Raw genomic sequence first — 25,402 nt, 5'->3', positions numbered from 1 at the left:
ATGACAAAAGTAATTGGAAAAAAGTGCGTGTTGCTGATTATAGTTAACTTAAGGCACCGTGAAACCTTTGAGCGATTCCCTAGGGGATAGCTTCGCTTCAGGCACTTTTTCCTCCTCCCTCAACCCCTTCGACTGCACCAACACCCCAAAACCGCCCAAACCCATCGGATCGATCAACTGATGCAAAGCCTCCCGTCGGCGCAACAACGTTGCCAAATCCCATGCTTCCGCATCATTTGCAGACAGAGAAGCAATACGATCGCCCAAACCCAACGCCATCAAAAACAAAGCCTGCTGAGTAAACCCTACCACATCCAAACCGCACAATTCACCCTGCCTTTCCAGCGCCGTAAAATTAACATGAGCCGTTAAATCCTGCCGCCCCACATTAATATAAGGATTATTGTGATATCGGTGCAGATAATAACACTGTAGCGTCCCCTCCCTGCGCCTCGGATTGTAATAGCGGTGCGCCGGATAACCGTAATCAATAGTTAACAAATATCCCCGCTGCAACTTTTGAGCAACTGTACTCATCCAGTCCAAAGCCGCCAAATTCACCTCACTGCGATAACCATCCCCGTACACACTCGCCGACAAATCGATGCTTACAAAATCTAAATATTCGGCAATTTTAGGCGTAGAAACTTCGCCAATTACTTCAACAAAGTTTATCTCTTCTTGTTCATTTTTTTTTGTTTCGGCGGCAACGTAAATCTCCCTAACTAGCCCTTCTTCCACAATGAATTGATGCACTGGCAAAGCATCCACTAACTCGTTAGAAAAGAAACAACCGACAATTGAATTATTAACTATCTCATCCCAATTGCACCACTTAACGCACTTGATATCGCTTAAGCTTTGGCGTTGTTCCGCTTGAAGTCTTGGCGAAATTTCAACAATTATGTATGTTAAAGTTTTAAATAAGTCGGGATGTTGCCGTTGCAGATATTGCAGCACATTTGCTGCAAAAGTTCCCCGCCCAGCGCCCATTTCTACGATCGCGAAATTGAAAGGGCGATCCTCTTCGAGGGCTCCGCTAACGAGAATTTGCCACATTTCCACAAACTGTTCTGCCAAAACCTCCGCAAAATCAGCACTCCAGTGAGGCGACGTGATAAAATCGCCTTGTTTGCCGATCGACGGGCGATCGCTATTGTAATAACCGTGGTGCGGATGATATAATGCCAAATTCATATATTCAGCAAAAGTAATACGCCGCTGCGGACTGGCGGCAATTCTTTCGCAGATTAAAGCGCAGAGTTCCGGGTTACTATCATTGATATCTGATTGCTGAACTTTCATAATTTATCGAATCAAAGTTGATGTTATTTCATTTGTGAAGGAGAGATTTTTTTTTATTAACCGCAGAGGGCGCAGAGAGCACAGAGGAAGAGAGAAGAGAGAAATAAGGTAGATTTTAGCGACGTTAATAGCAATATTAATCGATATCCATCCGCGTTTATCCGCGTTCATCTGCGGTTAAAAAAAATCAACCCGGTTCCACAAAAAAACCGGGTTAAATTATCAGATAAAAACCGACCAAACCTACCTATCAACCGAGCCCATAATAATGTCGATACTCCCCAAAATTGCCACCAAATCCGCAATTTTTACGCCGCGAACAATGTGAGGCAAAACCTGCAAATTATTAAAATCCCCAGTCCGAATCTTCCAGCGCCAAGGAAACACATTATCATCCCCGATAATATAAATCCCCAACTCACCCTTGCCGCTTTCAACGCGGACATAGTGTTCGCCCTTGGGAATCTTAAAAGTCGGCGCAACTTTTTTGCCAATAAACTGATAGTCAAAACCGTTCCATTCAGATTTTGGCCCGCTTTCGAGTCGCTTCGCTTCCAAATTCTCGTAAGACCCGCCGGGGAGTCCTTTCAAGGCTTGATAGAGAATCTTAACCGACTCGCGCATCTCCCGAATCCGCACCACATACCGGGCCAAACAATCGCCAGCAGCTTCGGTACAAACTTCCCAGTCGAAGTCGTCGTAACATTCGTAATGGTCAACTTTCCGCAAATCCCACTTAACGCCGGAAGCGCGCAACATGGGGCCGGACAGTCCCCAGTTAATCGCTTCTTCGCGAGAAATAGTACCCAGGCCTTCAATCCGGCGGCGGAAGATTGGATTGTTGGTAATTAAACGTTCGTACTCGTCAATTTTGGGAACGAAATAATCGCAGAAATCGTGGCACTTATCTACCCAGCCGTAGGGCAAATCTGCGGCGACTCCGCCGATGCGGAAATAGTTATTATTCACCATGCGATAACCTGTGGCTGCTTCCCACAAGTCGAGAATTGGTTCGCGATCGCGCATAGTATAGAAAAAAGGAGTTTGCGCCCCCACGTCCGCCAAAAACGGCCCCAACCACAACAAATGGTTAGCAATCCGGTTCAACTCCAGCATGATTACCCGAATGTAACTCGCCCGTTTGGGGACAGCAATATTCGCCAACTTTTCGGGCGCATTCACCGTCACCGCTTCGTTAAACATCCCCTCTGCATAGTCCCAGCGGCTCACGTAGGGCACGTACATCACGTTGGTGCGGTTTTCGGCGATTTTTTCCATCCCGCGGTGCAGATAGCCCAAAACAGGCTCGCAGTCCACTACGTCTTCCCCGTCTAGGGTGACGATTAGCCGGAGTACCCCGTGCATGGAGGGGTGGTGCGGCCCCATGTTGAGCACCATCGGTTCGGTTCTAGTCTCAATTCTTGACATAATTAAATGAATTAATGATTACTAGCTATTGTTGATTTTTGTTTGGCTTTTATGATTATGAAGGATATTGAGCTCTCTGAGAAGGAGACCCTTGGATCGGATGTCAGTATAGACACCTATCACGTTCCAGTTTTGGGAAGCGAGTTAATTGCCGGTTTGGCTGTGCGTCCGGGCGGTCGCTATTTGGACGCGACGCTTGGGGGCGGCGGACACACGAGTTTGATTTTAGCGGCGGCGCCTGATGTGACTGTGGTGGCGATCGATCGCGACGAACAAGCCATCCGTTTTTGCCAAACCCGATTTGCCAACTCGCCCGTTGAGTTTTGGCACGGCAACTTTGCTCAATACAAGTCCCCAGATGCCGAATTTGATGGTATCATAGCAGACTTGGGCGTCAGCTCGGCTCAGTTCGATACACCGGAACGAGGATTTAGTTTTCGCCACCCAGCTCAACTAGATATGCGTATGAACCAGCAGCAATCTTTGACCGCAGAAGAGATTATCAACCACTGGGAAGAAGTTAAACTAGCAGATATTATTTACAAATATGGCGAGGAGCGACTGTCGCGGCGCATCGCGAGGCGGATTGTGCAAAGCCGTCCTTTTCAAACTACAACAGAACTCGCTGGGGCGATCGCTAGCAGCTTCCCGCCCAAGCAGCGCAACGGTAGAATCCATCCCGCTACCCGCACTTTCCAAGCTTTAAGGATAGCTGTTAACTCCGAACTTGCGTCTTTAGAAACTTTTCTCAACGAAGCTCCTAAATGGTTAAAACCCGGTGGGAGAATCGGAATTATTACTTTTCACAGCCTGGAAGACAGGCCGGTTAAGCACCAGTTGAGAGCAACAGAGTGTTTGCAGGTACTGACAAAAAAGCCGATCGTACCCCAATCCGACGAACTAGCTAGAAATCCCCGCTCTCGTTCTGCTAAGCTCAGACTGGCAGAAAAATTAACTTGATTCGGCACTAATGGCAGTAAAGGATGAGTTCCAAAACAAGGCGGGGTCAGGTAAGGCCGCGACCGGATGCAAGTTCCGAATATCCTTGTTGTATCACCCGTCACGGCACTGACCTATGAAACCCGAACCCCTGACGCTGATTCGGCTCGGCCCAATCCGCGAAGGGTACTTGACAAGCTAGTTTTAGACCTGATTAATTCGCCTAGGAGTAGGGAATAGCATGAGTCGGGGAGATGGAAGCAAACTGAAACTAATGGTAGTCGATGACGAACCCGACAACTTGGATTTGCTGTACCGGACGTTTCGACGCGACTTTCAGGTTTACAAAGCAGATAGCGCCCTCAGCGCCCTGTCCGTTCTAGACGAACAGGGCGAGATGGCGGTGATTATATCTGACCAGCGGATGCCAGAAATGAACGGTACCGAGTTTTTGGGGAAAACAGTCGATCGCTTTCCCGATACAATTCGGATTCTGCTGACTGGATACACCGATGTTGAAGACTTGGTAGAAGCAATCAACGCAGGTCAAGTTTTCAAGTACATCACCAAACCGTGGAATCCAGAAGAACTGAAATCAGTTATCAATCAAGCGTCAGAAACTTACAAATACTACAAGCAGCGCAGCGTTGCACTGCGCCGCGCTTTACGCAAGGAATCTCTGTTTAATGAGGTAATGAGCGTGATTCGCGGGTCGCTAGATTACTCTAGTATGGTACAAACTATTGTTCAAACCGTAGGTCAAACTTTTGAGGCCAACTATTGTATGCTGCGGCCCGTAGAGGTCGATCGACTGTTGCCGAGTACCTTCCCCTACCAAGCCCAAACCGCCGAACCTAGCAGCTTTTCATTTGATGAAAATTTGCTGGTTCAAGCCGTAGCCAGCCGCCAAACTCAAGTCAACGCCAACAGTGGGAGTGACGGTAACTCGGTTGAGATTGCTGTGCCCTTGACTTACCAGCAAGACTTGCTGGCGGTACTAGCTTTGTGTCAGATTGGCGGCACTAACCCTTGGTCTGCAGAAGATATAGAGTTAATAGAAGGTGTAGCAGCTCAAGCTGCTCTCGCCCTGTCTCAAGCTAAGCTCTACCAGCGGACTCTGGATTTAGCCAAGCAGATGCAAAACGAGTTGGAAGTGGCCCGCCAAATCCAAACAAACTTGTTGCGCCAAAGTTGGCCGGATTTTGAAACTGTCAGGGTGCAAGCTTGTTGCTATCCGGCGCGGGAAGTTGGCGGCGACTTTTTTGAAGTCTACGTCCACTCGCAAGGGGATATTTGGATAGCGGTAGGTGATGTTTCGGGTAAGGGTGTTCCGGCTGCTCTATTTATGGCGAGCGCGATTTCGGTGATGCGGCGCGAACTTTCTCAAGAAGTTTCTCCCGAGCCCGATCGAGTTATGCAGAACATGAATAGCAGTATGGCTGACGACCTGATCGGCAACAACCATTTTATTACAATGGTTGTAGCTCGTTACACTCCGTCAACGGGACACCTCGCCTTTGCTAATGCCGGTCACATTTACCCGATCGTTTGGTCTCAGTCAGAGGTGAAAGCGAGTGCCGCTAGCGGTGCAACGCCAGCCGAGCCGAATTTCCTCAAAGCTCGCGGCATTCCCTTGGGGATACTGCCAGTCTGGAAAGGCAAAGCAGGTGCGATCGAATTAAAGTCAGGAGATGTATTTCTGCTGACGAGTGACGGGATTACTGAAGCTAGCGTGACAAGTCAAGCGGTCTCCGGGGCTGAACCAACCCGTTCTATGCTACAACAAGAAGGGCTTTGGAAACTTTTGATTGAGGAGCCTGGTTCCTTCAGCTTGGACAATTTGTTGGCTCACATCCGAGCTGACAATCCAGTTCAGGAAGACGACCAAACCATACTCTCTCTGGAGGTTCTCTGAATCTGCCAGCAACTCCCGACGGATAGTCGGGGGCTTCGGGTCTCAAAAACTGAAGCATTGCTGGTTGAAGGCCCCACAGATTACCGCTGGGAACGCGGGCGATCGGCAAAAGTTACAGAACTAGCGCGTCAGTCGATTTTCCATTTTTCGATTTTCCATTTTTCGATTTGACTCGCAGCGCCGTGAATCTGGGAGCTTGAACTTTCCTCTAAAATGTTCTATCTCTCCACGACTGAAGTACGCGGCACGGTATCCGTTTTTGGGCGGGGTCAATGCCTAACTCTTAACTGATGCTTTTTGATGAATGCTTTCAAAAAAAAGTGTATTGCATCGATCGCCCGCTATTGAGTATCCTTCATGTAGCGACAAATATTAACGCCAAATTAATTCGGCGTGTCGTATTTCATCCCTGGTCTGAAGACACAGGGCTTCCAAACTTACAGGATTTTTTTATGAATACTGAGCTTCATGTGCCAAGCGACTTGCGGTTCTTAACAATTGTTGAAAATTGGTTGCTGAGCAGTTTGGAAGTAGAGCTAGGAGAGCACGTCGATTGGCCGCGCCAGTCGAATCGTTTGCGCTTGGTGTTAGCAGAAGCCTATTCTAACGTGATCCGCCATGCTCACAAAGATCAACCCAATTTGCCGGTGTTAATTCGCTTGAATTTAAAAAATCGGGATATTGGTTTAGAAATTTGGGACTACGGTAAAGGTTACGAAATGGATACTTACAGTCCCCCGAGACCGGAAGCTAAACAGGAAAGCGGCTATGGCTGGCTGATTATGAGCAGACTTATGGATCGGGTGGACTACAGTTTGCAATTAGACGGTCGCAACTGTCTGAAGTTGGAAGCGAGTTTGCCGGAAAAATCTTAATTAGCTGTTAGTCATCGGTCCTGCCGTCATCGGTCAATGACAATGCACTTTTTGACTCGCTTTGGTTGTCTGTCGCACCGTGCGGTGACAGCAACTTTTTCGTGCAATCTCGTCCCTCTCTAAGAGACTGTAAATTTGTAGGGTACAGTCCCCGGTGCACGAATACCGAAGAAACCGGGTTTTTATACCGTTGGCGACATTTCACCAGAGAGTTGGGTAAAAAACCCGGTTTCTGCTTGAATTGGCCACAAATACCAAAGAAACCGGGTTTTTATAATTTGATTGCGGTAGCATTCTTACCAATTCGCAATTACCAATTACCTTTTTCCCCATTAGCAATTACCCATTACCAATCTCTACCTCACTCACTTGATAATTGCTATATTAAACGTTAAATTTCTTAGGGCGCAGATTTAGCAATTCTTGGGGAGAAGCTAACAGCTTGACGGTGACAGAAAGGATTTCTTGGTGAGAATTGAGCAGGAACAGCCATCCGACATTAATAGCAAATGCGGAAGTTTGCACTCGACCGCTGACTTGAACTTCAACTACGCCATCTTCTAAAATTTGGCTGATACCTTGCTGCGGTTCGAGCTGCATTCCTCGCGCTTCTGTTGTTAGATAAGCGGCGATCGAGCTTTTCCCGATAATTGGCTCTTCAAACGGCGCGTGCAGAACCCCGTCACCAGCAAACAAATTAGCCGTCGCTGCAAAATCGCCCGCGTTTAAAGTTTCAAAATATCGCAGTACCGCTGGCTTTGTGATGCCGGCAATCTTTATAGAGCGAGTTAAAATAGGTCGAGTTGTTGCGGTCATAAAAGAAGTGATTTTAGATGAATGAGTCTAATGTAATCATTCTCTTTGTCGCAGCAAATCCCTCAAAAGATATAAGTAGACCCTGTAAAAAATTCTCCGAAAAAAGGAGGAACCCTCCTAGCGCCGATCGCAGCAATTGTCGCGATCGACCAAAATCAATACTACTTTCAAAAAAAATGCAACTGTAGGTCAGCTCCAAACCCTTATGCCATAAGTCATTCCCAATTCCCCAATCTAAAATCTAAAATCCCAAATCCAAAATAGTATAAACCCAGACACCTTAAGGCATCTGGGTTTCTGTAGAATTCTGTTTGACTGAGCAAACAAGAATATTCTATTTGCGCATCAAATTGAGCAATTCTTTAGGAGAGGCCAACAAGTCGATCGCCACAAAGAAAATTTGACCTTGAGGATCGAGCATAAACCGCCACGCGATGTTCATACCCACATTCGCGCCGAACCAAGGAGTTTCGACAGTGCCGGTGACTTTAACTTGGCGGTAGCCGTCTTCTGCGGGTTCGGATACGCCTTGCTTAGGCATCATTTTCAGTCCGATGCACTCTTCCCGCATATAGTTGAGGATAGCTTCGCGACCGACGATCGGCTTTTGGAAAGGCGGTTGCAGAGCGCCTTCTTCGGCAAATAAACCCACGGCTGGGGTGAAGTCGAAGGCGTTCATGTAGTCGATGTAGTTGAGGACTGTCTGCTCGCTGATACCCTCAATCTTGGTTTTCACCCGCTCTTCTACAGCGGTAGGAGTGCTGCGGGGGGCCGAGCGTTTGCCGTACTCTTGGCTGAAATCGGGGTCGTAGCCCATGTGAACTACGGTATTGCGAAGTACGGTAATTTGTTGACCCGGATCGAGTTTCTTGATAGTTTCAAGAACTGTGGTGGCTTCGGGAGACATTTGATAGCCGGCGGGGATCGGAGCCACAAGGCCCTGTTTCATCAACTGTCCCAACTCGTACCAGAAACCGAGTTTGGTGTTGACGCGCAAGGATGTGTAAATTCGGCCGATCGTGGTGTCGGCGTTGCTGGCCAGGTCAAACATGGTTTTGCTTTGAGCAGCCGGCGACATTTGCTTGATTTCGCTGAGGATGCCTTCGACAAGCGCCATGCTGGCTACTCCCGGAGCTGCTGCGGTGATGGAAACGCCCATTTCGGTGTAGGCATACCAGAGCAGTGCGAGTTGGTCTTCGACGCTGAGTTTGTAGAACGCTTCCGTGGTAGCCGGAACAATGCTAGCAATCTCGGTGTTGGAGAAAATAGATTGAGCCGATTGAATACTAACTGCCATGTGTATTTTGTGAGATTCGCTGTTTTAGTGAGGTACGGTCGTTAGCGAATTTTGAACTCCCTTGATTAAAATCATGTAACGTTTTGTTAACATTTGCAAATATAAATTACATATAGCTGAGTTACAAAACTATAATCAATGGTTTGGTAAATTGCGATCGCCGTCACTAGACTTTGCTCCCAATTAGTTTATTTAGGAAGCCGATCGTTAAAATCGCTTTGCATATCATATAAAATCAAAACAGTCAATACAAAAGGTAAATATTTCCCTGGTGTCAAATGAAAGCGCCAATTAGCAGCATTTTGGTGAAGCAAAAAGCCCTAGAGTTGGGATTTCACAAAGTCGGGATCGCCTCGGCAGACGCAGATGTCGATCGAGAAAAACAAAGATTGCAGGCTTGGCTGGACAAGGGTTATCAGGCGGATATGGCATGGATGGCCAACCCGAAGCGGCTGGATGTTCGATCGCTCATGCCAGACGTGCAGTCATTAATATGTGTCGCCATCAACTACTACACGCCTCACCAACGCCCTGAGAATCCCGCCTTTGAAGGGGGGGACGATGCAGTTGGAAAATATGCTAAAATCTCTCGCTACGGTTGGGGGCGCGATTACCACAAAATTCTGCACAAAAAACTGAAGCTGTTAGCAAATTGGGTGCGATCGCCAGGCGAGGGAATTGAAGCGCGTTATTATGCTGATACCGGGCCGATTCAGGATAAAATGTGGGCGCAGCGGGCCGGGATTGGCTGGATTGCCAAAAATGGTAATGTAATTTCGCGAGAATACGGTTCTTGGGTGTTTTTGGGCGAAATTTTGACTAATGTGGAGTTAGAGCCCGATGCGCCGCACACCCAACATTGCGGTAGTTGTACTCGCTGCATTGAGGCCTGTCCGACGAAAGCAATTACTGAGCCTTTTGTCGTGAATGCCGATCGGTGCATAGCTTATCATACGATCGAGAATCGAGCCGAAAAACTCCCCGACCAAATTGCATCTAATTTACAAGGTTGGGTAGCAGGTTGCGACATTTGTCAAGATGTTTGTCCCTGGAATCAGAGATTTGCCAAACCAACTGATGTTGCAGAATTTGAGCCTTATCCTGAAAATATAGCACCGACACTTGCAGAATTAGCCGAAATTTCCGACGAGGAATGGAACCGCAGATTTACAGCTTCGGCGCTGCGGCGAATTAAACCGGAAATGCTGCGGCGGAATGCGAAAGCAAATCAAATTCACCATTAAAAGTTGAGATGTTCGCGCTCCGGGTGCGCCACAAGCACCTTACCCTATAGAGAATAACCGTAGGGTGCACCACAAGCACCAATATCCCATACATTATTATGCAGTAAGTCATTCCCCAATTATTCAATTCTTCAATTCTTCAATTCTTCAATGGTATGATTCGCGGTTCCTTATTTGCTATTGTCCAATGACCAAAGTAATTATTTTTGATTTTGACGGTACTTTAGCAGATACAATTGACATTCTTCTGAGCATCACCAACCGTTTGTCAGCAGAATTCGGCTTTAAGTCTGCGACCAAAGAGGAACTCGCTCAACTGAGCAACTTAACTTCTTGGCAAATCCTCCGGTATTCTGGCATTTCTCTCTTCAAATTCCCGCTGCTGATTAGAAAGTTAAGATCGGAGTTGCGCCGTGAAATTCCCAATATTCAATTATTTGGGGGAATTAAAGAAGTTTTGCTGGAGTTAAAAAACCTGGGCTTTCAACTGGGTATTATCACCTCTAATTCACTAGAAAATGTCTTAGAAGCGGTAGAAATCAACGGTTTGCAAGGCACTTTCACGTTTGTTTACTCTAGTTCAACTTTTGGCAAACATAAAGTTATTAATAGATGGCTGATAAGAGAGCATATAAATCCTGAAGAAGTCGTTTATGTGGGAGATGAAATCCGAGATATAGACGCTGCAAAAAAAACGGGAATTAAGATAATTGCTGTAGGTTGGGGTTTTAATTCTCAGGAGGCTTTGGCTGCACACAATCCCGATTTTTTGATTGAACGCCCCCAGGAATTGATAGAAATTATGAGTCAGATGAGACCAATGTAAACTAATGTAAACCAATGTAACAAAACTTCAAGCAGTAAAAACTTATGCGCGATCGCATTGAAAAAGCCGATCGTTCTTGATATAAAGATAAAGGATAAAGACTTATTCGATCGCTCAAATAAAGAGGAACAGCATTATGTCAGCCTTTGAAACTTTCTTGACTTTTAGTTTGGCTTCAGTTTTCGCGGTAGCTACTTTGGCAACTTGGTTGCGTTTCGCCAACCCGCCTTCTGCTAAACGGAATTAGTTGAATTATTTTGTGAAATTTGTAGTATACTAAATCGGGTTTCTTAGCGTGATGGATGATTCAGAGAAACCCGGTTTATTTCCAAATATTTCGCCGCGCCACCCAAATTTTCTAAGAAACCGGGTTTCTGAGACTTTGCATTATTCCCAGAAACCCGGTTTCTTGTCAAATATTTCGCCGCGCCACCCAGATTTTCTCAGAAACCGGGTTTCGGAGACGCGAGCATCATCCCGAGAAAGAAAGAAGAATTTGTTAGTCTCCTTCGCCCCGTTTCAGTGCTGTTAAAACTGCTTGTTGGCTAACTGCTTGGTAGATTTTGCTAAAATGCTGCTTGATGGCGTCTGATGCGGGGGACGATTTGGTAGTTGTTCCTTTGCCGTCGGTGGCGAGGGGAATTGGGCCTAAAATATCTAACACTGTTTCGCTGCTGGGCGGCGGTACAATCACTACTAAAGATGATTCTAGCTGCTGGTTGTATTCCCAAAAGCGATCGACCTTCGGCAATTTAGCATTCGCAGTCGGAGAATTTTCGCCCTCGTTGAGTTGGGAATTTTCCTCTCCTTGCGTACCCCGTCTCTGGCGGAGTGCACTCAAGATTTGCTCTTTGGTTCTGCCCCGCAGTTGAAACAGTACGAAGGGGTCTTCGCCGAAGCGATCGCCCAATAAGTAGTATACTGCACTGATGTGCTTGCAAGGATTTTTCGGGTCGGGACAGGTGCAGCGCGATCGAATATCTGACAAGCTTAAGGGAAATAGCGTTTTTCCGGCCGCTGCAAATACATCTTCAATATTGTGCGGCATTTCTCCTGCTAATAGTTTAGCTGAAAACACCGCTCTTTGCGACATATTTTCAATCACGTAATCCCAATCTTCATCGCTCAATGTATCTAGTCCCAAAGAAACTTGATAGGGTTTGGGCTCGGTGCCTTGAACTAGGGCGATTACTTCTTGGTTGGGAAATTTAATGCTGAGAACTTTACCTTCGCGCGCGTATTGCCAGCCGCGTTCTAAGCGCTTTTTGAAGCGGTAGGTATTGATTAAATCTAACCACTGTTGTGTCCACCATTCTCTGTCAATCATAGGAAGAAGTTCGGCAACGGATTGCGTAACGGATTTAACGGATGGAATAAATCACGATCGTTAAATACATTTGAGCGTTAAATACATTAATAAAACCTGGTTCGCAGCATCGGACTTTAGTCCGCAAAAAGAAGGAAGAAGGAAGAAAGAAAGAAATAAGAAGGTTTGTAGTGAGGACTTTAGTCCGCAAAAAGAAGGACTGAAGTCCGAACGATCGAACCATGAAAATTATTCTTCTTCGGTTTCTATAATAGCATTGCGATCGAGAATTAGTAAATTCCGCAATTGGTCTGTATCGAGTTCGGTGAGCCAGTTTTCGCCCGCGCTGACTACTTGTTCCGCTAGAGCTTTCTTGCTCTCGATCATATCGTGTATTTTCTCCTCTAACGTGCCAGTGCAGACAAATTTGTGGACTTGCACGTTGCGGGTTTGACCGATGCGAAATACGCGGTCAGTTGCCTGATTTTCTACTGCGGGATTCCACCACCTGTCATAGTGGAAAACGTGGGTGGCTCTGGTTAAATTCAGGCCCGTACCGCCCGCTTTCAAGGATAATATCATAATCGGCGGGCCTTGGGGGTCATGCTGGAAGCGATCGATCATTTCTTCCCGCTGCTGTTGCTTAATTCCGCCGTACAAAAACAAAACTTCTCGCCCTAAATGCTGTTCTAGATGCGGTTTCAGGAGTTTTCCCCATTCCGCAAATTGAGTAAAAATCAAAGCCCGATCGCCCTGGGCGACAACCTCTTCCAACATTTCCACCAACCGCTGCAATTTCCCCGATTCTTGGCTGTTAATGCTCAATTCTTTAGGCTTAGCTTCTGCTTTCACAAGCGCCGGATGGTTGCAAAGTTGCTTGAGTTTTACCAGCAAAGCCAGAATCATTCCCCGGCGCTGAATGCCTTCGGCTGATTCTAAATCAGCTATTGACTCTTCGACTATTTTCTGATATAATGCCGCCTGTGCAGAGGCCAGCCCGCAAAATACAGTCATCTCCTGTTTTTCCGGCAAATCTTGGATGATTTCCTTGTCGGTTTTCAGGCGGCGGAGGATGAAAGGCCGCACGAGCGATCGCAAAGTATGCAATGATTCGCGATCGCCGTATTTCTCGATCGGAATAGCAAATCGGCGCTGAAAGAAATTGCGCGGCCCCAAATATCCCGGATTCAGAAACTCTAAAATTGACCACAATTCTTGCAGTCTATTTTCCACCGGAGTTCCCGTCAGCGCAATTCTAAAAGATGCCTCGATTTGCCGCACCGCTTGCGACTGCTTCGCCTCAGAATTCTTAATATTTTGCGCTTCATCTAAAACCAATCCGTGCCACTTAATACCTTGAATTTCCTTAGCATCGCGAAACACCAGGGAATAACTGGTAACTATTAAATCTTTGCCCTTAATTGCCGCTGCAAATGCTTTGCCTTTGGCGCGTTGGTCTCCGTGGTGCAGTAACACTCTCAACGTCGGGCCAAACTTCTTTACTTCTCGCTCCCAATTGCCTAATAATGATGTTGGACAAACCAGTAATGTCGGTGCTTCTAGGGCATCTTGTTCTTGCAAGTGGAGGAGGAAAGTAATTAACTCGATCGACTTTCCCAATCCCATATCGTCCGCGAGACAAGCACCCAAACCCCAGCGTTCTAAAAATGCTAACCAGCCTGCCCCTAGCGCTTGATAAGGCCGCAATTGTCCTCGGAAAGTAGCTGGAGTTGCGATCGCACTTACCGCTTGATTATCGCTCAAAGTATTCAGCAACTCCTGAAGTTGACCCGTTGCTTCAAAATTCACCACAGGCAATTTTTCAATCGTCTGAGAATCGCCCGAAGCCAAACGCAAAGCATCCTCCAAAGAAAGAGTCATTTGCTCTTTGCGGCTGGCAAAAAAAGTTTGAGCCGCTTTCACATCCGGCGCGCGCAACTCCACCCACTCGCCGTTAATTTCCACCAAAGGTGAATTCAGCGCGATCAATCTGTCAAACTCAGCCTTAGAAATGCGCTGTCCGCCGATCGTCAATTCCCACTTAAAACTTAGCAGACTTTGCAATCCCAGCGGGCCTTTCGCCGGATTCACCTTCGGAGTTTCCGCTTGAATGCTCAAACCCAAACGACTCGCCCAACCATCAGTATGAGCCAAACTCGGCGGCAAAACCACGCCCAACCCGCTATCAGCAAACCGCCAAGCCACAGACTTAATAAACTCGTAAGCTTGCAGCGGATTTAATTGACAAGATTGAGGCCGCTGTGCTTGCAAAGTCGGTTCAATTAACGGATAAAGTTTCGAGGCTAAACCCAAGCCGCTGAGCAAAGTTTCTTGAGGCAATTCGATTGTCCGCCCCGCATAATTCAAACGCTCGACTGAGTTGTTCCACACAGTTGTCGCGTCTACCAAGAAATCGGTTTCATCTACTGCTTGCAAGCAATAATTTAAACTCCAGTTAACTTTACCGGGCGACGGCGGTATTAGTTGAAAGCAAGTGTGAAATTGATTTTGTTGAGATAGTTGATTTTGCAGCGGTGCAGTCCAAGCAGTCAGCTTGGCTGCCAAGTTTTCCAAAGCTGCTGATTCTGCGCGCACAATCCCAGATTCTTGTTGCAAAGCTTGCAGCCATTCGCGGGTTGGAGAAACTGTTTTGATGTCTAAAGTTGAGCTAGCAGCCGTTAGCGCAGCCCTCGAAGAGGATCGCACTTCACCATCTATAACACTGCTCAAAAACCCCAACACCAATTCCTCTGTCCCCACCGGCAAATCCACCGCAACATCCCGTACCTTACTCCCTGGCAAACCTTCTCTTATTACATCCGTTACATCCGTTACAAAATCCGCTGCCGAACCTTCCTTCGATTGATATGTTCGACAAGCCGTCGGCATTTGCCTAGAAAAAGTAGCGAGACGGAGAATATCAGTAGAACTATCTAACAAAGGTTGCCACTTAGCAATAGCCGAACCATCGGATTGTTGCTCCAAAGCTGGCAAAAATTTGCACCTCGCCAACAAATCCAAACTCCACCTAGCAATATGAGACCAAAAACGCAAATCTGAACCCACAAAATAGTCTAATTCTGTGCTATTGAGAGGTAATGATTGCAAGAAAAGAAAAGCTGCTTGAGGGTTTAGTAAATAACCCTCGACTTGCCAAGGATAAAGGTAAATTTCCTCGGTTTTAGTTGATTCTTCAAGTGTTGCTGCTGAGTGCTGCGGCATCACAGTTGCGTTGTCTGCCGAGATTTGGGTGGGAAGCGCGATCGCCCGAACTTGCCTCTGAATCGATAAATTTTCCGTGGGAAGGGGTGCGTTTTGAGTTTTGGGCGAGATCCTAGTTTTCTTGCTTTTTTCCTTAATCTCTGCGGTTTCGGGTAATTGCCAGTTGAGTTTGCCCGACTGCTGCAAGGAAGTTAGGAAAATCTTAAATTCAGCTTCGGTCATTGCCAAGGGATGGCGAAGATTCATCCCCGATTCAGCGGTATCCATCGCCCCTATTTTCCGCCAAGTTTCTCCCCAAATAAATAAGCCACTTTTTTCGTTTTCTAATAACCAACTGCCGTGTAAAATTGCCATTTTTTTAATCCTGATAATTTTATTTAATTGCGATACTTATTACAGCAGTCCTATTTGATTTGTGAATGATATTTTTTAAACGAACTACATAAAATGGAGTCATCAGTCATTAGTCATCAGTCATTAGAAATGATTCTGCATTACCAATTCCCAATTACCAATTCCCAATTACCAATTCCCAATTACCAATTACCAAATCGAAAATTCATCGTACCATCTATGGCAGGCGTTTGGCGGGCGATCGACCGGAGAATTGACGGGAGAACATAAAAAAGTATAAATGCTTACAATCGAGGCCCGGACAGTCGATCGCCCGCCGATTATCTCTGTCTTTTGCCGTCGGACTCTCAAACATCCTGCGGTAATGTTACGATCCCGACAGAGAAAGAATGTGGTAGATAAGGAAGCAGTGCTACATGGTAGAGATAGACAAGTCAATATCCTTTGATGGACGGGATATTAGACTGAAGATTGGTTTACTGGCGCCTCAAGCAGGCGGTGCAGTTTTGATTCAGTCGGGTGACACGGCGGTTTTAGTGACGGCGACTCGATCTCCGGGGAGAGAGGGAATTGATTTCCTGCCCCTGTTGGTGGATTACGAAGAGAGACTCTACGCAGGCGGTAAAATTCCCGGTGGATTTTTGCGCCGGGAAGGGCGTCCCCCAGAAAAAGTGACCTTGACTGGGCGTTTGATCGATCGACCGCTGCGCCCGCTATTTCCAAGCTGGCTGCGAGATGACATCCAAGTTGTAGCAACAACGGTTTCGATGGACGAACAAGTGCCGCCGGACGTTTTGGCGGTAACGGGCGCTTCCGTAGCGATTCTGCTGGGGAAAATGCCGTTTTACGGGCCGATGGCGGCGGTGCGAGTCGGTTTGGTAGGGGACGATTTCATCATCAACCCAACCTACAGCGAAATCAGAGAAGGCGAGTTGGATCTCGTGGTAGCCGGTTCTCCTGACGGAGTAATCATGGTAGAAGCAGGCGCCAACCAATTGCCGGAACAGGATATCATCGAGGCGATCGACTTCGGCTACGAAGCAACCTGCGACTTGATTCAAGCCCAGCGCGAAATAATGGCGGAATTGGGCATCGATTTGGTGGTAGAGGAACGGCCATCCCTAGACTCGGCCCTGGAAAACTTTATTCGCGATCGCGCCGAAGCCCCAATCCGCATCATTTTGTCTAAATTTGAACAAGACAAAACCCAGCGCAATGCAGCTTTGGACGAAGTTAAGGCAAATGCAGTCGAAGCTGCGATCGCCGAACTTCCCGAAGACGACGCGGTAAAAGTAGCCGCGGGCGCCAACAGCAAGGCGATCGGCAACGTTTTCAAAGACGTTACCAAAAAAATGATGCGCAAGCAAATCCTCGAAGATGGCGTCCGCGTAGACGGCCGCAAGCTAGACGAGGTGCGGCCCGTTTCTTGCCGCGTAGGGGTGCTGCCTTCAAGAGTACACGGCAGTGCGCTGTTCAATCGCGGGTTGACCCAAGTCTTGTCCGCAGCCACCCTGGGAACCCCAGGCGACGCCCAAGACTTAGGAGACGACTTGCACCCGCAGCAAGACAAGCGCTACCTGCATCACTACAATTTCCCGCCGTTTTCCGTGGGAGAAACTAAACCGATGCGATCGCCCGGACGCCGAGAAATCGGTCACGGAGCCCTCGCAGAACGCGCTTTGCTGCCCGTTTTGCCATCCAAAGAAGATTTCCCCTACGTCATTCGCGTAGTCTCAGAAATCCTCTCTTCCGACGGTTCCACATCAATGGGTTCAGTTTGCGCCTCAACGCTAGCATTAATGGATGCAGGCGTTCCCCTTTCCCAACCCGTCAGCGGCGCGGCAATGGGGTTAATTAAAGAAGGCGATGAAGTCCGAATTTTGACTGACATTCAGGCAATTGAAGACTTTTTAGGCGACATGGACTTCAAAGTAGCCGGTACCGACACCGGAATTACTGCTTTGCAGATGGACATGAAAATCAAAGGTTTATCCTTAGATGTGATTGCCAATGCCATCCGTCAAGCAAAACCGGCCAGACTGCACATTTTAGAAAGAATGCTGGGAACCATCGACACTCCCCGCAAGGAAATGTCGCCGTTTGCACCGCGTTTGCTAACCCTGAAAATCGATCCAGAATTTATCGGTTTGGTAATTGGGCCCGGTGGCAAAACAATCAAAGCCATCACCGAAGAAACCGGTGTCAAGATTGACATCGAAGATGACGGAACCGTGACAATTGCCGGCAACGACAGCGAAAAAGCTCAGCGGGCTTACAACATTGTCCAAGGCATGACGCGCAAGTTGAATGCAGGAGACGTGTATGTCGGCCGCGTAACTCGAATTATTCCGATCGGCGCTTTTGTGGAAATTCTGCCAGGAAAAGAAGGCATGATTCATATTTCCCAGTTAGCGGACTACCGCGTCGGGAAAGTGGAAGACGAGTTAGCTGTCAACGATGAAGTCATTGTCAAAGTGCGAGAAATTGACAACAAAGGTCGAATTAATTTGACCCGCTTGAACATTCATCCCGACGAAGCGGTTGCTGCCCGCGAAGCGTTGAATAAATAGTTGAGAGTTGGTAATTGGTAATTACTTGTAGAGTAATTGCTAATTGCTAATTGGTAACTGGTAATTAGTAATTGCTAATTGCTAATTGAGATTAAATCTGATTGTTTCAGATTGATTTGGGAGTAGAGTGCGCGACAGCGACAGATCGACAAAAGTGCGATCGGCTGTAGAAGTTAATACAGTCGCGCACTTTACCCTCGGCGGTTGCTATAAATAAACTTTCAAATTATTCATCTCTCTCCCCTCTTCCTCTGCGCCCTCTGCGCCCTCTGCGGTTAAATCACTCCTAAATATTAAAAAAAACAAAATATCCAGAAACCAGACTTATTGAAAAAGCCTGGTTTCTCAAAGAAGATGAAATCAAATCACAGCAATACAGTCAATCTCAACTAACACATCTTTCGGCAAACGCGAAACCTCCACACAAGCGCGTGCCGGTGCAGTTTTCTCATCAAAATATTTCCCATAAACCGCATTCACAGCGGCAAAATCATTCATATCTTTAAGAAAAACCGTAGTTTTTACCACATCCAACCAAGTAGCGCCGGCTTCTGTGAGAATCGCTTCGAGATTTGCCATGACTTGTTCGGTTTGCTTTGCCACGTCGTCGGTGTAGACGATATCGTTTAGTCTAGTGTCGATCGCAATTTGACCAGCTACAAACAGCATAGTGCCCGTAGCGGCGATCGCTTGATTGTAAGGGCCCACGGGTGCCGGTGCTTTGTCAGTACGAATAATTTTGCGCGTCATAGATGTTACTGTTTGGGATAATTTTTCCGAAGTTTCTGGCTGGTAGATTTCTCGCTCAGAGGTTTCGGACTGGTAGAGTTCTCCATCGGGCATTATAGCACCAGTTAAGTCGGCCTTTTCGATATTCCAGCCATAACAATCACACCAACTAAAGTCTACCCTTTTTAAGTTTGCTTCTATCAGATTAACTCCGGTCAAATTAGAAGATCGTAGATTGGCTCTTTCTAGATTTGCACCTTGCAGACAAGCATATTTTAGATTTGTACTGTCCAGTTTTGCTTGTTCTAAATTGGCATTAGTCAAATTCATTCTTGACAGATTCACTTTATGCAGATTAGCTTTCTGGAATTTAGCTTTTTGAAGTTTAGCTGATGTCAATATCGCCTCATTCAAATTTGCCAGAGTTAAGTCAGCTTCCACTAAGTATGCCTCAGTCAAATCAGCCTTATTCAAATTCGCTTTACTTAGGTTCGCTTTATGCAAAGAAGCTACTCGTATGTCAGCACTATCTAAACTTGCACTACTCAGATTTGCTTCGTCTAAATTGACACCAAACAATTTAGCGTTATTAAAGTTTGCTCCTGTCAGAGTTCCCCGGTCTAAGTTAGCATAATTTAAAGTAGCACTACTAAAGTTGGCCCAACTCAAATCTGCACCGCTCAGGTCGGCCCAACTCAAATTTGCTGAAGAAGCGCCTACTAAACTGCTCAAATTAGCATTTGTCAGGGATGCTTTAATGAGATTGGCACTATTAAAGTTTACTTGAGTTAGATTTGCTTCACTCAAGTCTGCACCAGATAGATTAGAACCGTAGAGGTCTATTCCACTCAAGTCCGCACCTTTGAGGTTTTCTTCTCTAAGGTCTGCTGAATGAAATTTTCGTTCGCCTTTAGCGTATCTTTCTAAAAGTTCTTCAGCTTTCATAAATCACCTCGATCGCCATTCCGCTACACCCCACTTTCCCAGCCTATCACCAAAACCGAAAGCGCGATATAAATCTGCGTTAATCCCCGTCAATCCATTTTCATCTGCGGTTAACAAATTCCCTTTTTTAACCGCAGATATAGGCAGATTTACACAGATTAACGCAGATGAATTAGAGATTATCTGCGTTAATCCGCGTTTATCAATTCTTATCTGCGGTTAAGAAATTCCCTTTTTCAACCGCAGATAAACGCAGACTTACACATTACACACCAACCGGAGCACCAACAACCTCACCCTTCAACATCCGAGAAGCAGCATCAAGCAATTGCTCCTCCAAATAAGGCTTAGTGAAATAGCCTTTCGCGCCCAAACTGTAAGCCATTTGGCGGTGTCTGTCAGCACCGCGAGAAGTTAGCATCGCGATCGGCAATTCGCACAATACCGCATCCTTCTGCATCCGAGAAAGCAGTTCCAAACCGTCCATTCTCGGCATCTCAATATCGCAGAAAACGATATCGCAAGGCAGCCCAGACTTCATCTTTTCCCAAGCTTCCTTACCGTCGCGAGCTTCTTCCACACGGTAGCCAGCCTTCTCAAAAGTAATCGACAAGAGCGATCGCACCGTAATCGAATCATCCACAATCAGTACAGTAGGCTCAGTCTTCTCAGTTTCCGCCTCAGCAGCAGCTCGATCGCTCTCATCCCAAAGCGTACCGCCAGCTTCCTTCCGCAGCCTGCCAGTAGCCAAATCGATCAGTTCCAGAACGTCCGCAATCGCCACGATCCGGCCGTCCCCGAGCACCGTAGCACCCGCAATCCCGATCGGCTTAGGCACAGGCCCTTCCAACTGCTTGATCACAATTTCCTGTTCCGTCGAAACCTGATCCACCTGCACCGCCAAGAAATTCCCAGCAGAGCGCAGCACGATCACCGAAATCATGTCATCGTCAGTATTAAACCCGTAAACGCTGCCCCGGCCCAAATGGCGGTTGTAACCCAACAAATCCCGCAGCGGCCGGAACGGCAAAACCGAACCCCGCCACTCAATGCAGGGCAAACCGTCGGCCCCCGTCGTCACCTGATCGCGCGGGACATCGATCATGTCCTCCACCCCGTCCATCGGGAAAGCAATCCGAGCTCGATCGCTAATGCAAGTCAGAGCCTTAGAAATACTCAACACCAGAGGCAAACGGATGGTAAACACAGTGCCTTTGCCGATCGTCGAATCAATCCCCACAGTCCCCCGAATTTCGTGCAAGGAAGTCTCCACGACGTTCATACCGACCCCCCGGCCGGCGTACTCCGTCGCCTGTTCCTGAGTGCTGAAACCCGGCATAAACAGCAAATTGTAAACTTCCGAGCGAGACATCCTCTGAGCCTGAGCCGCCGTCAGCAAACCTTGCTTAATTGCCTTCGCCTTCACCTTTTGCGGGTCAATTCCGGCCCCGTCGTCAGAAACCGAAACCACCGTTTGGTTCCCTTGGTGGAAAGCCCGAATCGTAATCCTGCCGACTGCTGGCTTCCCGGCCGCCAGACGCACCTCCGGCGGTTCGATCCCGTGAGTAATCGCATTGTTCACCAAGTGAGTCATCGGGTCATAAAGCTGATCCACAATCATCTTGTCGATCAAAATATCCTTACCCTCAACCTGCAACTGAGCCTGCTTCCCGCACTTAATCCCAATTTCCCGCACCGCCCGGAACAGCCTGTCCGTCGTCTCCGCAAACGGCTTCATCCGGGCGCGAGTCAAACCTTCTTGCAGTTGAGTCGTGACTTGCCGCAGTTGGCGAGTCACCTGATCCGCCTCATCCACCAAAAACTCAATGTCCGCAGCCGACTCCCGCACCCGCACGATCAGCTCGATAATCTCCTGAGCCAAACTGTGGAAAGGAGTAAACCTGTCCATTTCTTCTGGTCTCCAGGCACTTTCCCGGTTGTGGGATGAGTCTTCGGTGCGCCAGGCCGATCGGTGTCCCTGGCGGTTTGCCAGCAAAGCAATCTCCAAAAGACTCCGCTCGTAGAAATCCTGAGTCCGTTGGCTGACATCGCTCAGCAGCGTCACCTGGTGGAGCAAATTGTCCAAAAACTGCCGCATCCGTTCTTGGTCTTGCTCCAAACTGTTGCGGTTGACTACCAGTTCCCCCATCAAGTTGCTGAGGTTGTCCAGTTGCTTGACCGGCACCCGCATCGTTTGGTCGCCGAACCCGCCCGCGCGGGGATTCCGCCTGGGTCTGTTCACCGCCGACTGCCCGATATTGGCTTCGCCCTGTGAGCGGCCGCCCCCGTCCTTTGAATCTTCCAGCAATTTTTCCAAATCGCCAAATTCGTCGTCGCTCTCGGAAGCAGCAGCCGGTGGAGCTTTACGGGCAGTTGTCGCCGGTGCCGGAATTTCCGGCATAGTTGCGGTCTCGCTCAGCAGATCTTCGAGATCCGAGAAAACTTCCGTAGTTACCGGGTTCGGATTTGTTCCCCCAGAGGCGGCAGCGGCAGCGACCGCACCCCCTGCAATTAACAGCGCTTCTAAATCGTCAAAATTGTCTTCGGCATCATCACCACCTGATTGAACGCCGCCAAAAAAGTCTGCCAGCGACTCGTCTTCCAACTCTTCGGCGGAATCCACCGAGGCCGATCGATCGTCAGCGTCGTAAAACCCCGTCGTCAGTCCCGAAGTCACCAGAGGCCCAGCATCGAGCGAATCCAACAAATCATCAAAAGCCTCCAACTCTTCGGTGTTGAGAGTCGCCCCGGTTTCCAGAGCTGCCAGCAAATCAGCATCGCCCTCAAACATACCGTCGAAAGATTCTGCCGACAGCGCCTCTAAATCGCCAACCGAAAAATCCGTTTCCAGCGCCTCAAACAAATCATCCTCGTCGCTTGACGAACCAACCGCATCTGGGTTCGGTCGAGCGAACAAATCCGCAACTTCCGAGTCCAACAAACCCTCAGGAACAGGGGCCGACAACTCCTGCAAATCCATACCAGCTTCGGCATCCACCTGCGGTTGAGGCTCTTGGCCAAACATATCCTCCAACAAATCGAAAGTGCCCTCATCTGACTCGAAATTTGAAATTTCCGCATCAGGACGATCGTCCTGAGGCACAAGTTCTACCGCTGCCAAATCTGCCAAGCCTTCGGAGGCGACTGTTTCCTCCGATCCCGAGAACAAACTCGCCAAGTCGCCCTCATCCGCTGCAGCACCCGCACTCGCCAATTCAGAATCCCCATCTAAATTCAGCCAATCCCCACGGACTGCTCCCGAAGCTTCCCCGTCATACTCAGTACCCGTAGGTACAGAACCGAACAGCTCAGCCAAATCCGCCGCCTCTCGGGAAGTAGCACCCGCCGGACGATCCGGCACAGTCTCCTCATCCTCAGAAATCGGGCCCGAGGTAATCTCCCCAAACAGCGCATCTAAATCCGTATCGTCCAGCTCCAGGTTGGCTGATTGCACAGACTCGTCTTCCAGGCCAAAAGCATCTTCTAGCCAATTTCCATCCGCAGAAATATCTAAACCAGAATCAGAATTTGATGTCATGTTAAAAACGCTGCCAATTTCCTCGTTTTGTGTGCTGCCAGCAGCTAAAAATCGATCGCCCCCGCTCTCCCCACCTTCGCCTTCAGAAGAAAAGAAACCAGAAGAAATGCTCAACAGCTCGCTCACATCCGAGTCGTCGCCAAGCTCAGAGAGCAACTCGAAATCATCTATTTCGGTTAGAGTCTGCCTTTCGGCATCCCCTGAATCATTGCCACCACCTGCGGGATCGTCCAATTCTGCGTCGAAAGCGTCTCTGTGGAGAGCATACTCCGAAGAGACTGCCGGCACACCCGCAGCCCCATCAGATAAACCTAAATCGCCGAACAAGTTATCCAAATCAGAATCTTCGGCACCAACAGCAGAAGTTTGGGCCGCTACTTCGTCCAAAAGCGTACCCAAAGCATCTTCATCAGCTTGCCTCCGGCCGTTTGTGCCGTTTGTGCCGTCTCCGGGAGCCAAACCCCGCCTGTTACCTGTTTCAAGCTTTTTGCGATTTGGTGGCTGCCTCAAACCCGCATTTTCCCGATCGGCCGTCACCCCCGAACCATCAAGCTCGCGAACAAACAGCAAATCGTCCCCAAACAAACTCGTGAGGTCTTCTATCGGATGCGGCGCCTTCGTTTCCGAATTTTCCACACCGTATTCGTCAAACAACAAATCAGTAAAATCGCCGGAATTGTCATCATCCTCTGACTCCAGCAGTCCCCCCGCCGGCATCCTATTCGAGGGCGCGCCGTCCAAATCTTCTTCTTCTTCCCAAGCGCCGTCGAGATCCGGCGACTCGCCGTCAAACAAGTCAGCTAAACTGTTGAGTTCTGCAGCGCCCACTTCTGGGCCGGTGCGGGTCGAGATCCTAAAAGAACCCGTCTCCAGATCCGATTCTCCGAACCCCGGGGAATTGTCAAACTGGGGCGATTCCCTGCGAGATAGCGGCGCCGCGCGTCCCCCGGCGCCATCGTCGCTCAAGTCGCCGTCGAGTTGCTCGAACAGCTCGTCTATGCTCAGCCCAGAAATAGTCGGCAGCATTTGTTCCCCCGCCCGAGAATCGCGATCGAGAGCCAGATCCCAGGCCGCATCCTCAACCGAAACCACATTTGTCCCGAAGCTACCCGGTTGAGCGAATGCCAGCAAATCTTCAAAATCCGTTTCCGCAACCACAACCGCCGGCAGCAGCGCCAGAAGTTTTGCGCTCGGCGCGATCGACCCGGAGCGACCTGAAAGTACCTGTTCTTGCGCTTGTTTGATGTCTTTGATGACCGTCGGGGCTAAGGTGCGGTAGTTATTTTCTGGGTTGGCGATCGCCTTTTCTACCACGGCGATCAATTCTATCCACTCGGGCAGTTCTAATTCCTCCCCCGCCAGTTTCAAGTTCCGACAAATGCTCCGGAGCTGCCGCCTGCTGTCTGACCCCTCAGGCTGTTTGAACTCTTGCAGCATTTCCCGCATCCTCGCCGGCACATCCGAGTCAAATACTAGGTGCAGCGCGCTTTCTTCTGTTGCTGTGGCATCTAACTGCGCGTAAACTGAACCCGAGTCCGCAAAACTCTTCGACGAGTTAAACGCGCCTGCTCCCATAGCAGCGGCCAGAACTTGTTGGGGTACTGGCAGCGGGCTGCTCTCATCTGCATCGTTTCCGCAGTGTCCGACAAGTCCCCCCAAGTGCCCGTTGAGTTCTTCAAATACCGGTTCTAATTCTCGAACCATCTGCTCTCCCAATTCCTCTGTCAGCCCAAAAGGCCCCGACAGTTGCTCTAACAGCCCTTGCAAAGTGTCAAAAATTCGCAGGAACAGGGACTCTAGCTGTTGGTCTACTTTAACGCTGCACTCTTTTAAAACTTTAAAACTATCTTCTAGTCGGTGAGATGTTTGCTGAATGCTCGTCAGCCCCAGCATTGCGGCTCCTCCTTTGACAGAGTGAGCGGCCCTAAATACTTCGTTGACCAGTTCTGGGTCTTCGATCGTCGCTTGCAGGTTCAGCAAGCCTTGTTCGATCGTATTGAGGTGGTCTTTTGCCTCCTCAATAAAGTAGCCCATTATCCTCTGTTGTTGCTCCGGCAGCATAGTTTTATTCCTGATTTTAATCGTTATTGTAT

At 48.4% G+C, this 25,402-nt stretch carries 15 protein-coding genes; 7 read left to right on the top strand and 8 right to left on the bottom strand.

All coding sequences use genetic code 11. The annotated features are described in order from the left end of the window. Positions 1-48 precede the first annotated feature (48 nt). Positions 49-1,305 (bottom strand): class I SAM-dependent methyltransferase, encoded by a 1,257-nt coding sequence (locus QUB63_RS24135; protein ID WP_332947864.1) that lies wholly within the window; start codon positions 1,303-1,305, stop codon positions 49-51. A gap of 243 nt (positions 1,306-1,548) precedes the next feature. Then, complete coding sequence (locus QUB63_RS24130; RefSeq protein WP_332947863.1) at positions 1,549-2,733, bottom strand: NAD(P)H-quinone oxidoreductase subunit H; 1,185 nt, start codon at positions 2,731-2,733, stop codon at positions 1,549-1,551. A 57-nt stretch (positions 2,734-2,790) separates the two neighbouring features. Between QUB63_RS24130 and rsmH the strand changes: the two genes are divergently transcribed. From rsmH to QUB63_RS24115, 3 genes are all read left to right on the top strand, one after another. Next, entirely contained in the window at positions 2,791-3,693 is a 903-nt protein-coding gene (gene rsmH, locus QUB63_RS24125) for a 16S rRNA (cytosine(1402)-N(4))-methyltransferase RsmH (protein ID WP_332947862.1), read from the top strand. Between the two features lie 220 nt (positions 3,694-3,913). After that, a complete protein-coding gene (locus QUB63_RS24120; protein WP_332947861.1) occupies positions 3,914-5,587 on the top strand; it encodes a SpoIIE family protein phosphatase in 1,674 nt (557 codons plus the stop codon). A gap of 452 nt (positions 5,588-6,039) precedes the next feature. Next, positions 6,040-6,462, top strand: coding sequence for an ATP-binding protein (locus QUB63_RS24115; RefSeq protein ID WP_293256122.1), 423 nt, complete (start codon positions 6,040-6,042; stop codon positions 6,460-6,462). Between the two features lie 384 nt (positions 6,463-6,846). On the opposite strand, the gene QUB63_RS24110 is transcribed toward QUB63_RS24115, so the two are convergent. Together QUB63_RS24110 and QUB63_RS24105 are read right to left on the bottom strand one after the other, a co-directional pair. Then, entirely contained in the window at positions 6,847-7,278 is a 432-nt protein-coding gene (locus tag QUB63_RS24110; protein WP_332947860.1) for a nuclear transport factor 2 family protein, read from the bottom strand. A 334-nt stretch (positions 7,279-7,612) separates the two neighbouring features. After that, on the bottom strand, positions 7,613-8,575 hold the full coding sequence (locus tag QUB63_RS24105) for an orange carotenoid protein N-terminal domain-containing protein (RefSeq protein WP_332947859.1): 963 nt from the start codon (positions 8,573-8,575) through the stop codon (positions 7,613-7,615). Positions 8,576-8,853: 278 nt separating this feature from the next. On the opposite strand from QUB63_RS24105, the gene queG reads away from it, so the two are divergent. Together queG and QUB63_RS24095 are read left to right on the top strand one after the other, a co-directional pair. Next, entirely contained in the window at positions 8,854-9,819 is a 966-nt protein-coding gene (gene queG, locus QUB63_RS24100; protein WP_332947858.1) for a tRNA epoxyqueuosine(34) reductase QueG, read from the top strand. Positions 9,820-10,006: 187 nt separating this feature from the next. Further along, a complete protein-coding gene (locus tag QUB63_RS24095) occupies positions 10,007-10,645 on the top strand; it encodes an HAD-IA family hydrolase (protein ID WP_332947857.1) in 639 nt (212 codons plus the stop codon). Between the two features lie 499 nt (positions 10,646-11,144). Here QUB63_RS24095 and QUB63_RS24090 read toward each other — a convergent pair whose 3' ends face one another. Both QUB63_RS24090 and QUB63_RS24085 read right to left on the bottom strand, forming a co-directional pair. After that, positions 11,145-11,972, bottom strand: a complete 828-nt coding sequence (locus QUB63_RS24090; RefSeq protein ID WP_332947856.1) for an SWIM zinc finger family protein — start codon at positions 11,970-11,972, stop codon at positions 11,145-11,147. 228 nt (positions 11,973-12,200) lie between these two features. Beyond that, positions 12,201-15,527: a DEAD/DEAH box helicase gene (locus tag QUB63_RS24085; RefSeq protein WP_332947855.1), complete on the bottom strand. Its 3,327-nt coding sequence runs from the start codon at positions 15,525-15,527 to the stop codon at positions 12,201-12,203. A 93-nt stretch (positions 15,528-15,620) separates the two neighbouring features. On the opposite strand from QUB63_RS24085, the gene QUB63_RS24080 reads away from it, so the two are divergent. Both QUB63_RS24080 and QUB63_RS24075 read left to right on the top strand, forming a co-directional pair. Beyond that, positions 15,621-15,797 (top strand): hypothetical protein, encoded by a 177-nt coding sequence (locus tag QUB63_RS24080; RefSeq protein ID WP_332947854.1) that lies wholly within the window; start codon positions 15,621-15,623, stop codon positions 15,795-15,797. Positions 15,798-15,943: 146 nt separating this feature from the next. After that, complete coding sequence (locus QUB63_RS24075) at positions 15,944-18,097, top strand: polyribonucleotide nucleotidyltransferase (protein ID WP_332947853.1); 2,154 nt, start codon at positions 15,944-15,946, stop codon at positions 18,095-18,097. A gap of 360 nt (positions 18,098-18,457) precedes the next feature. Here QUB63_RS24075 and QUB63_RS24070 read toward each other — a convergent pair whose 3' ends face one another. Further along, positions 18,458-19,771 (bottom strand): Rid family detoxifying hydrolase, encoded by a 1,314-nt coding sequence (locus QUB63_RS24070; RefSeq protein ID WP_332947852.1) that lies wholly within the window; start codon positions 19,769-19,771, stop codon positions 18,458-18,460. A 265-nt stretch (positions 19,772-20,036) separates the two neighbouring features. Continuing rightward, positions 20,037-25,370 (bottom strand): hybrid sensor histidine kinase/response regulator, encoded by a 5,334-nt coding sequence (locus QUB63_RS24065; protein ID WP_332947851.1) that lies wholly within the window; start codon positions 25,368-25,370, stop codon positions 20,037-20,039. Positions 25,371-25,402: the final 32 nt, after the last annotated feature.

Origin of the sequence: Microcoleus sp. ARI1-B5, assembly GCF_036705795.1 — a bacterium.
GTDB lineage: Bacteria > Cyanobacteriota > Cyanobacteriia > Cyanobacteriales > Microcoleaceae > Microcoleus.
This window is presented reverse-complemented; position numbering and strand designations above follow the sequence as displayed.

What these genes read in the sequence shown, in the direction of transcription:
- QUB63_RS24135 (WP_332947864.1), bottom strand. Translation starts at nt 1,305, where the DNA reads ATGAAAGTTCAGCAATCAGATATCAATGATAGTAACCCGGAACTCTGC.
- QUB63_RS24130 (WP_332947863.1), bottom strand. Translation starts at nt 2,733, where the DNA reads ATGTCAAGAATTGAGACTAGAACCGAACCGATGGTGCTCAACATGGGG.
- rsmH (WP_332947862.1), top strand. Translation starts at nt 2,791, where the DNA reads ATGAAGGATATTGAGCTCTCTGAGAAGGAGACCCTTGGATCGGATGTC.
- QUB63_RS24120 (WP_332947861.1), top strand. Translation starts at nt 3,914, where the DNA reads ATGAGTCGGGGAGATGGAAGCAAACTGAAACTAATGGTAGTCGATGAC.
- QUB63_RS24115 (WP_293256122.1), top strand. Translation starts at nt 6,040, where the DNA reads ATGAATACTGAGCTTCATGTGCCAAGCGACTTGCGGTTCTTAACAATT.
- QUB63_RS24110 (WP_332947860.1), bottom strand. Translation starts at nt 7,278, where the DNA reads ATGACCGCAACAACTCGACCTATTTTAACTCGCTCTATAAAGATTGCC.
- QUB63_RS24105 (WP_332947859.1), bottom strand. Translation starts at nt 8,575, where the DNA reads ATGGCAGTTAGTATTCAATCGGCTCAATCTATTTTCTCCAACACCGAG.
- queG (WP_332947858.1), top strand. Translation starts at nt 8,854, where the DNA reads ATGAAAGCGCCAATTAGCAGCATTTTGGTGAAGCAAAAAGCCCTAGAG.
- QUB63_RS24095 (WP_332947857.1), top strand. Translation starts at nt 10,007, where the DNA reads ATGACCAAAGTAATTATTTTTGATTTTGACGGTACTTTAGCAGATACA.
- QUB63_RS24090 (WP_332947856.1), bottom strand. Translation starts at nt 11,972, where the DNA reads ATGATTGACAGAGAATGGTGGACACAACAGTGGTTAGATTTAATCAAT.
- QUB63_RS24085 (WP_332947855.1), bottom strand. Translation starts at nt 15,527, where the DNA reads ATGGCAATTTTACACGGCAGTTGGTTATTAGAAAACGAAAAAAGTGGC.
- QUB63_RS24080 (WP_332947854.1), top strand. Translation starts at nt 15,621, where the DNA reads ATGGAGTCATCAGTCATTAGTCATCAGTCATTAGAAATGATTCTGCAT.
- QUB63_RS24075 (WP_332947853.1), top strand. Translation starts at nt 15,944, where the DNA reads ATGGTAGAGATAGACAAGTCAATATCCTTTGATGGACGGGATATTAGA.
- QUB63_RS24070 (WP_332947852.1), bottom strand. Translation starts at nt 19,771, where the DNA reads ATGAAAGCTGAAGAACTTTTAGAAAGATACGCTAAAGGCGAACGAAAA.
- QUB63_RS24065 (WP_332947851.1), bottom strand. Translation starts at nt 25,370, where the DNA reads ATGCTGCCGGAGCAACAACAGAGGATAATGGGCTACTTTATTGAGGAG.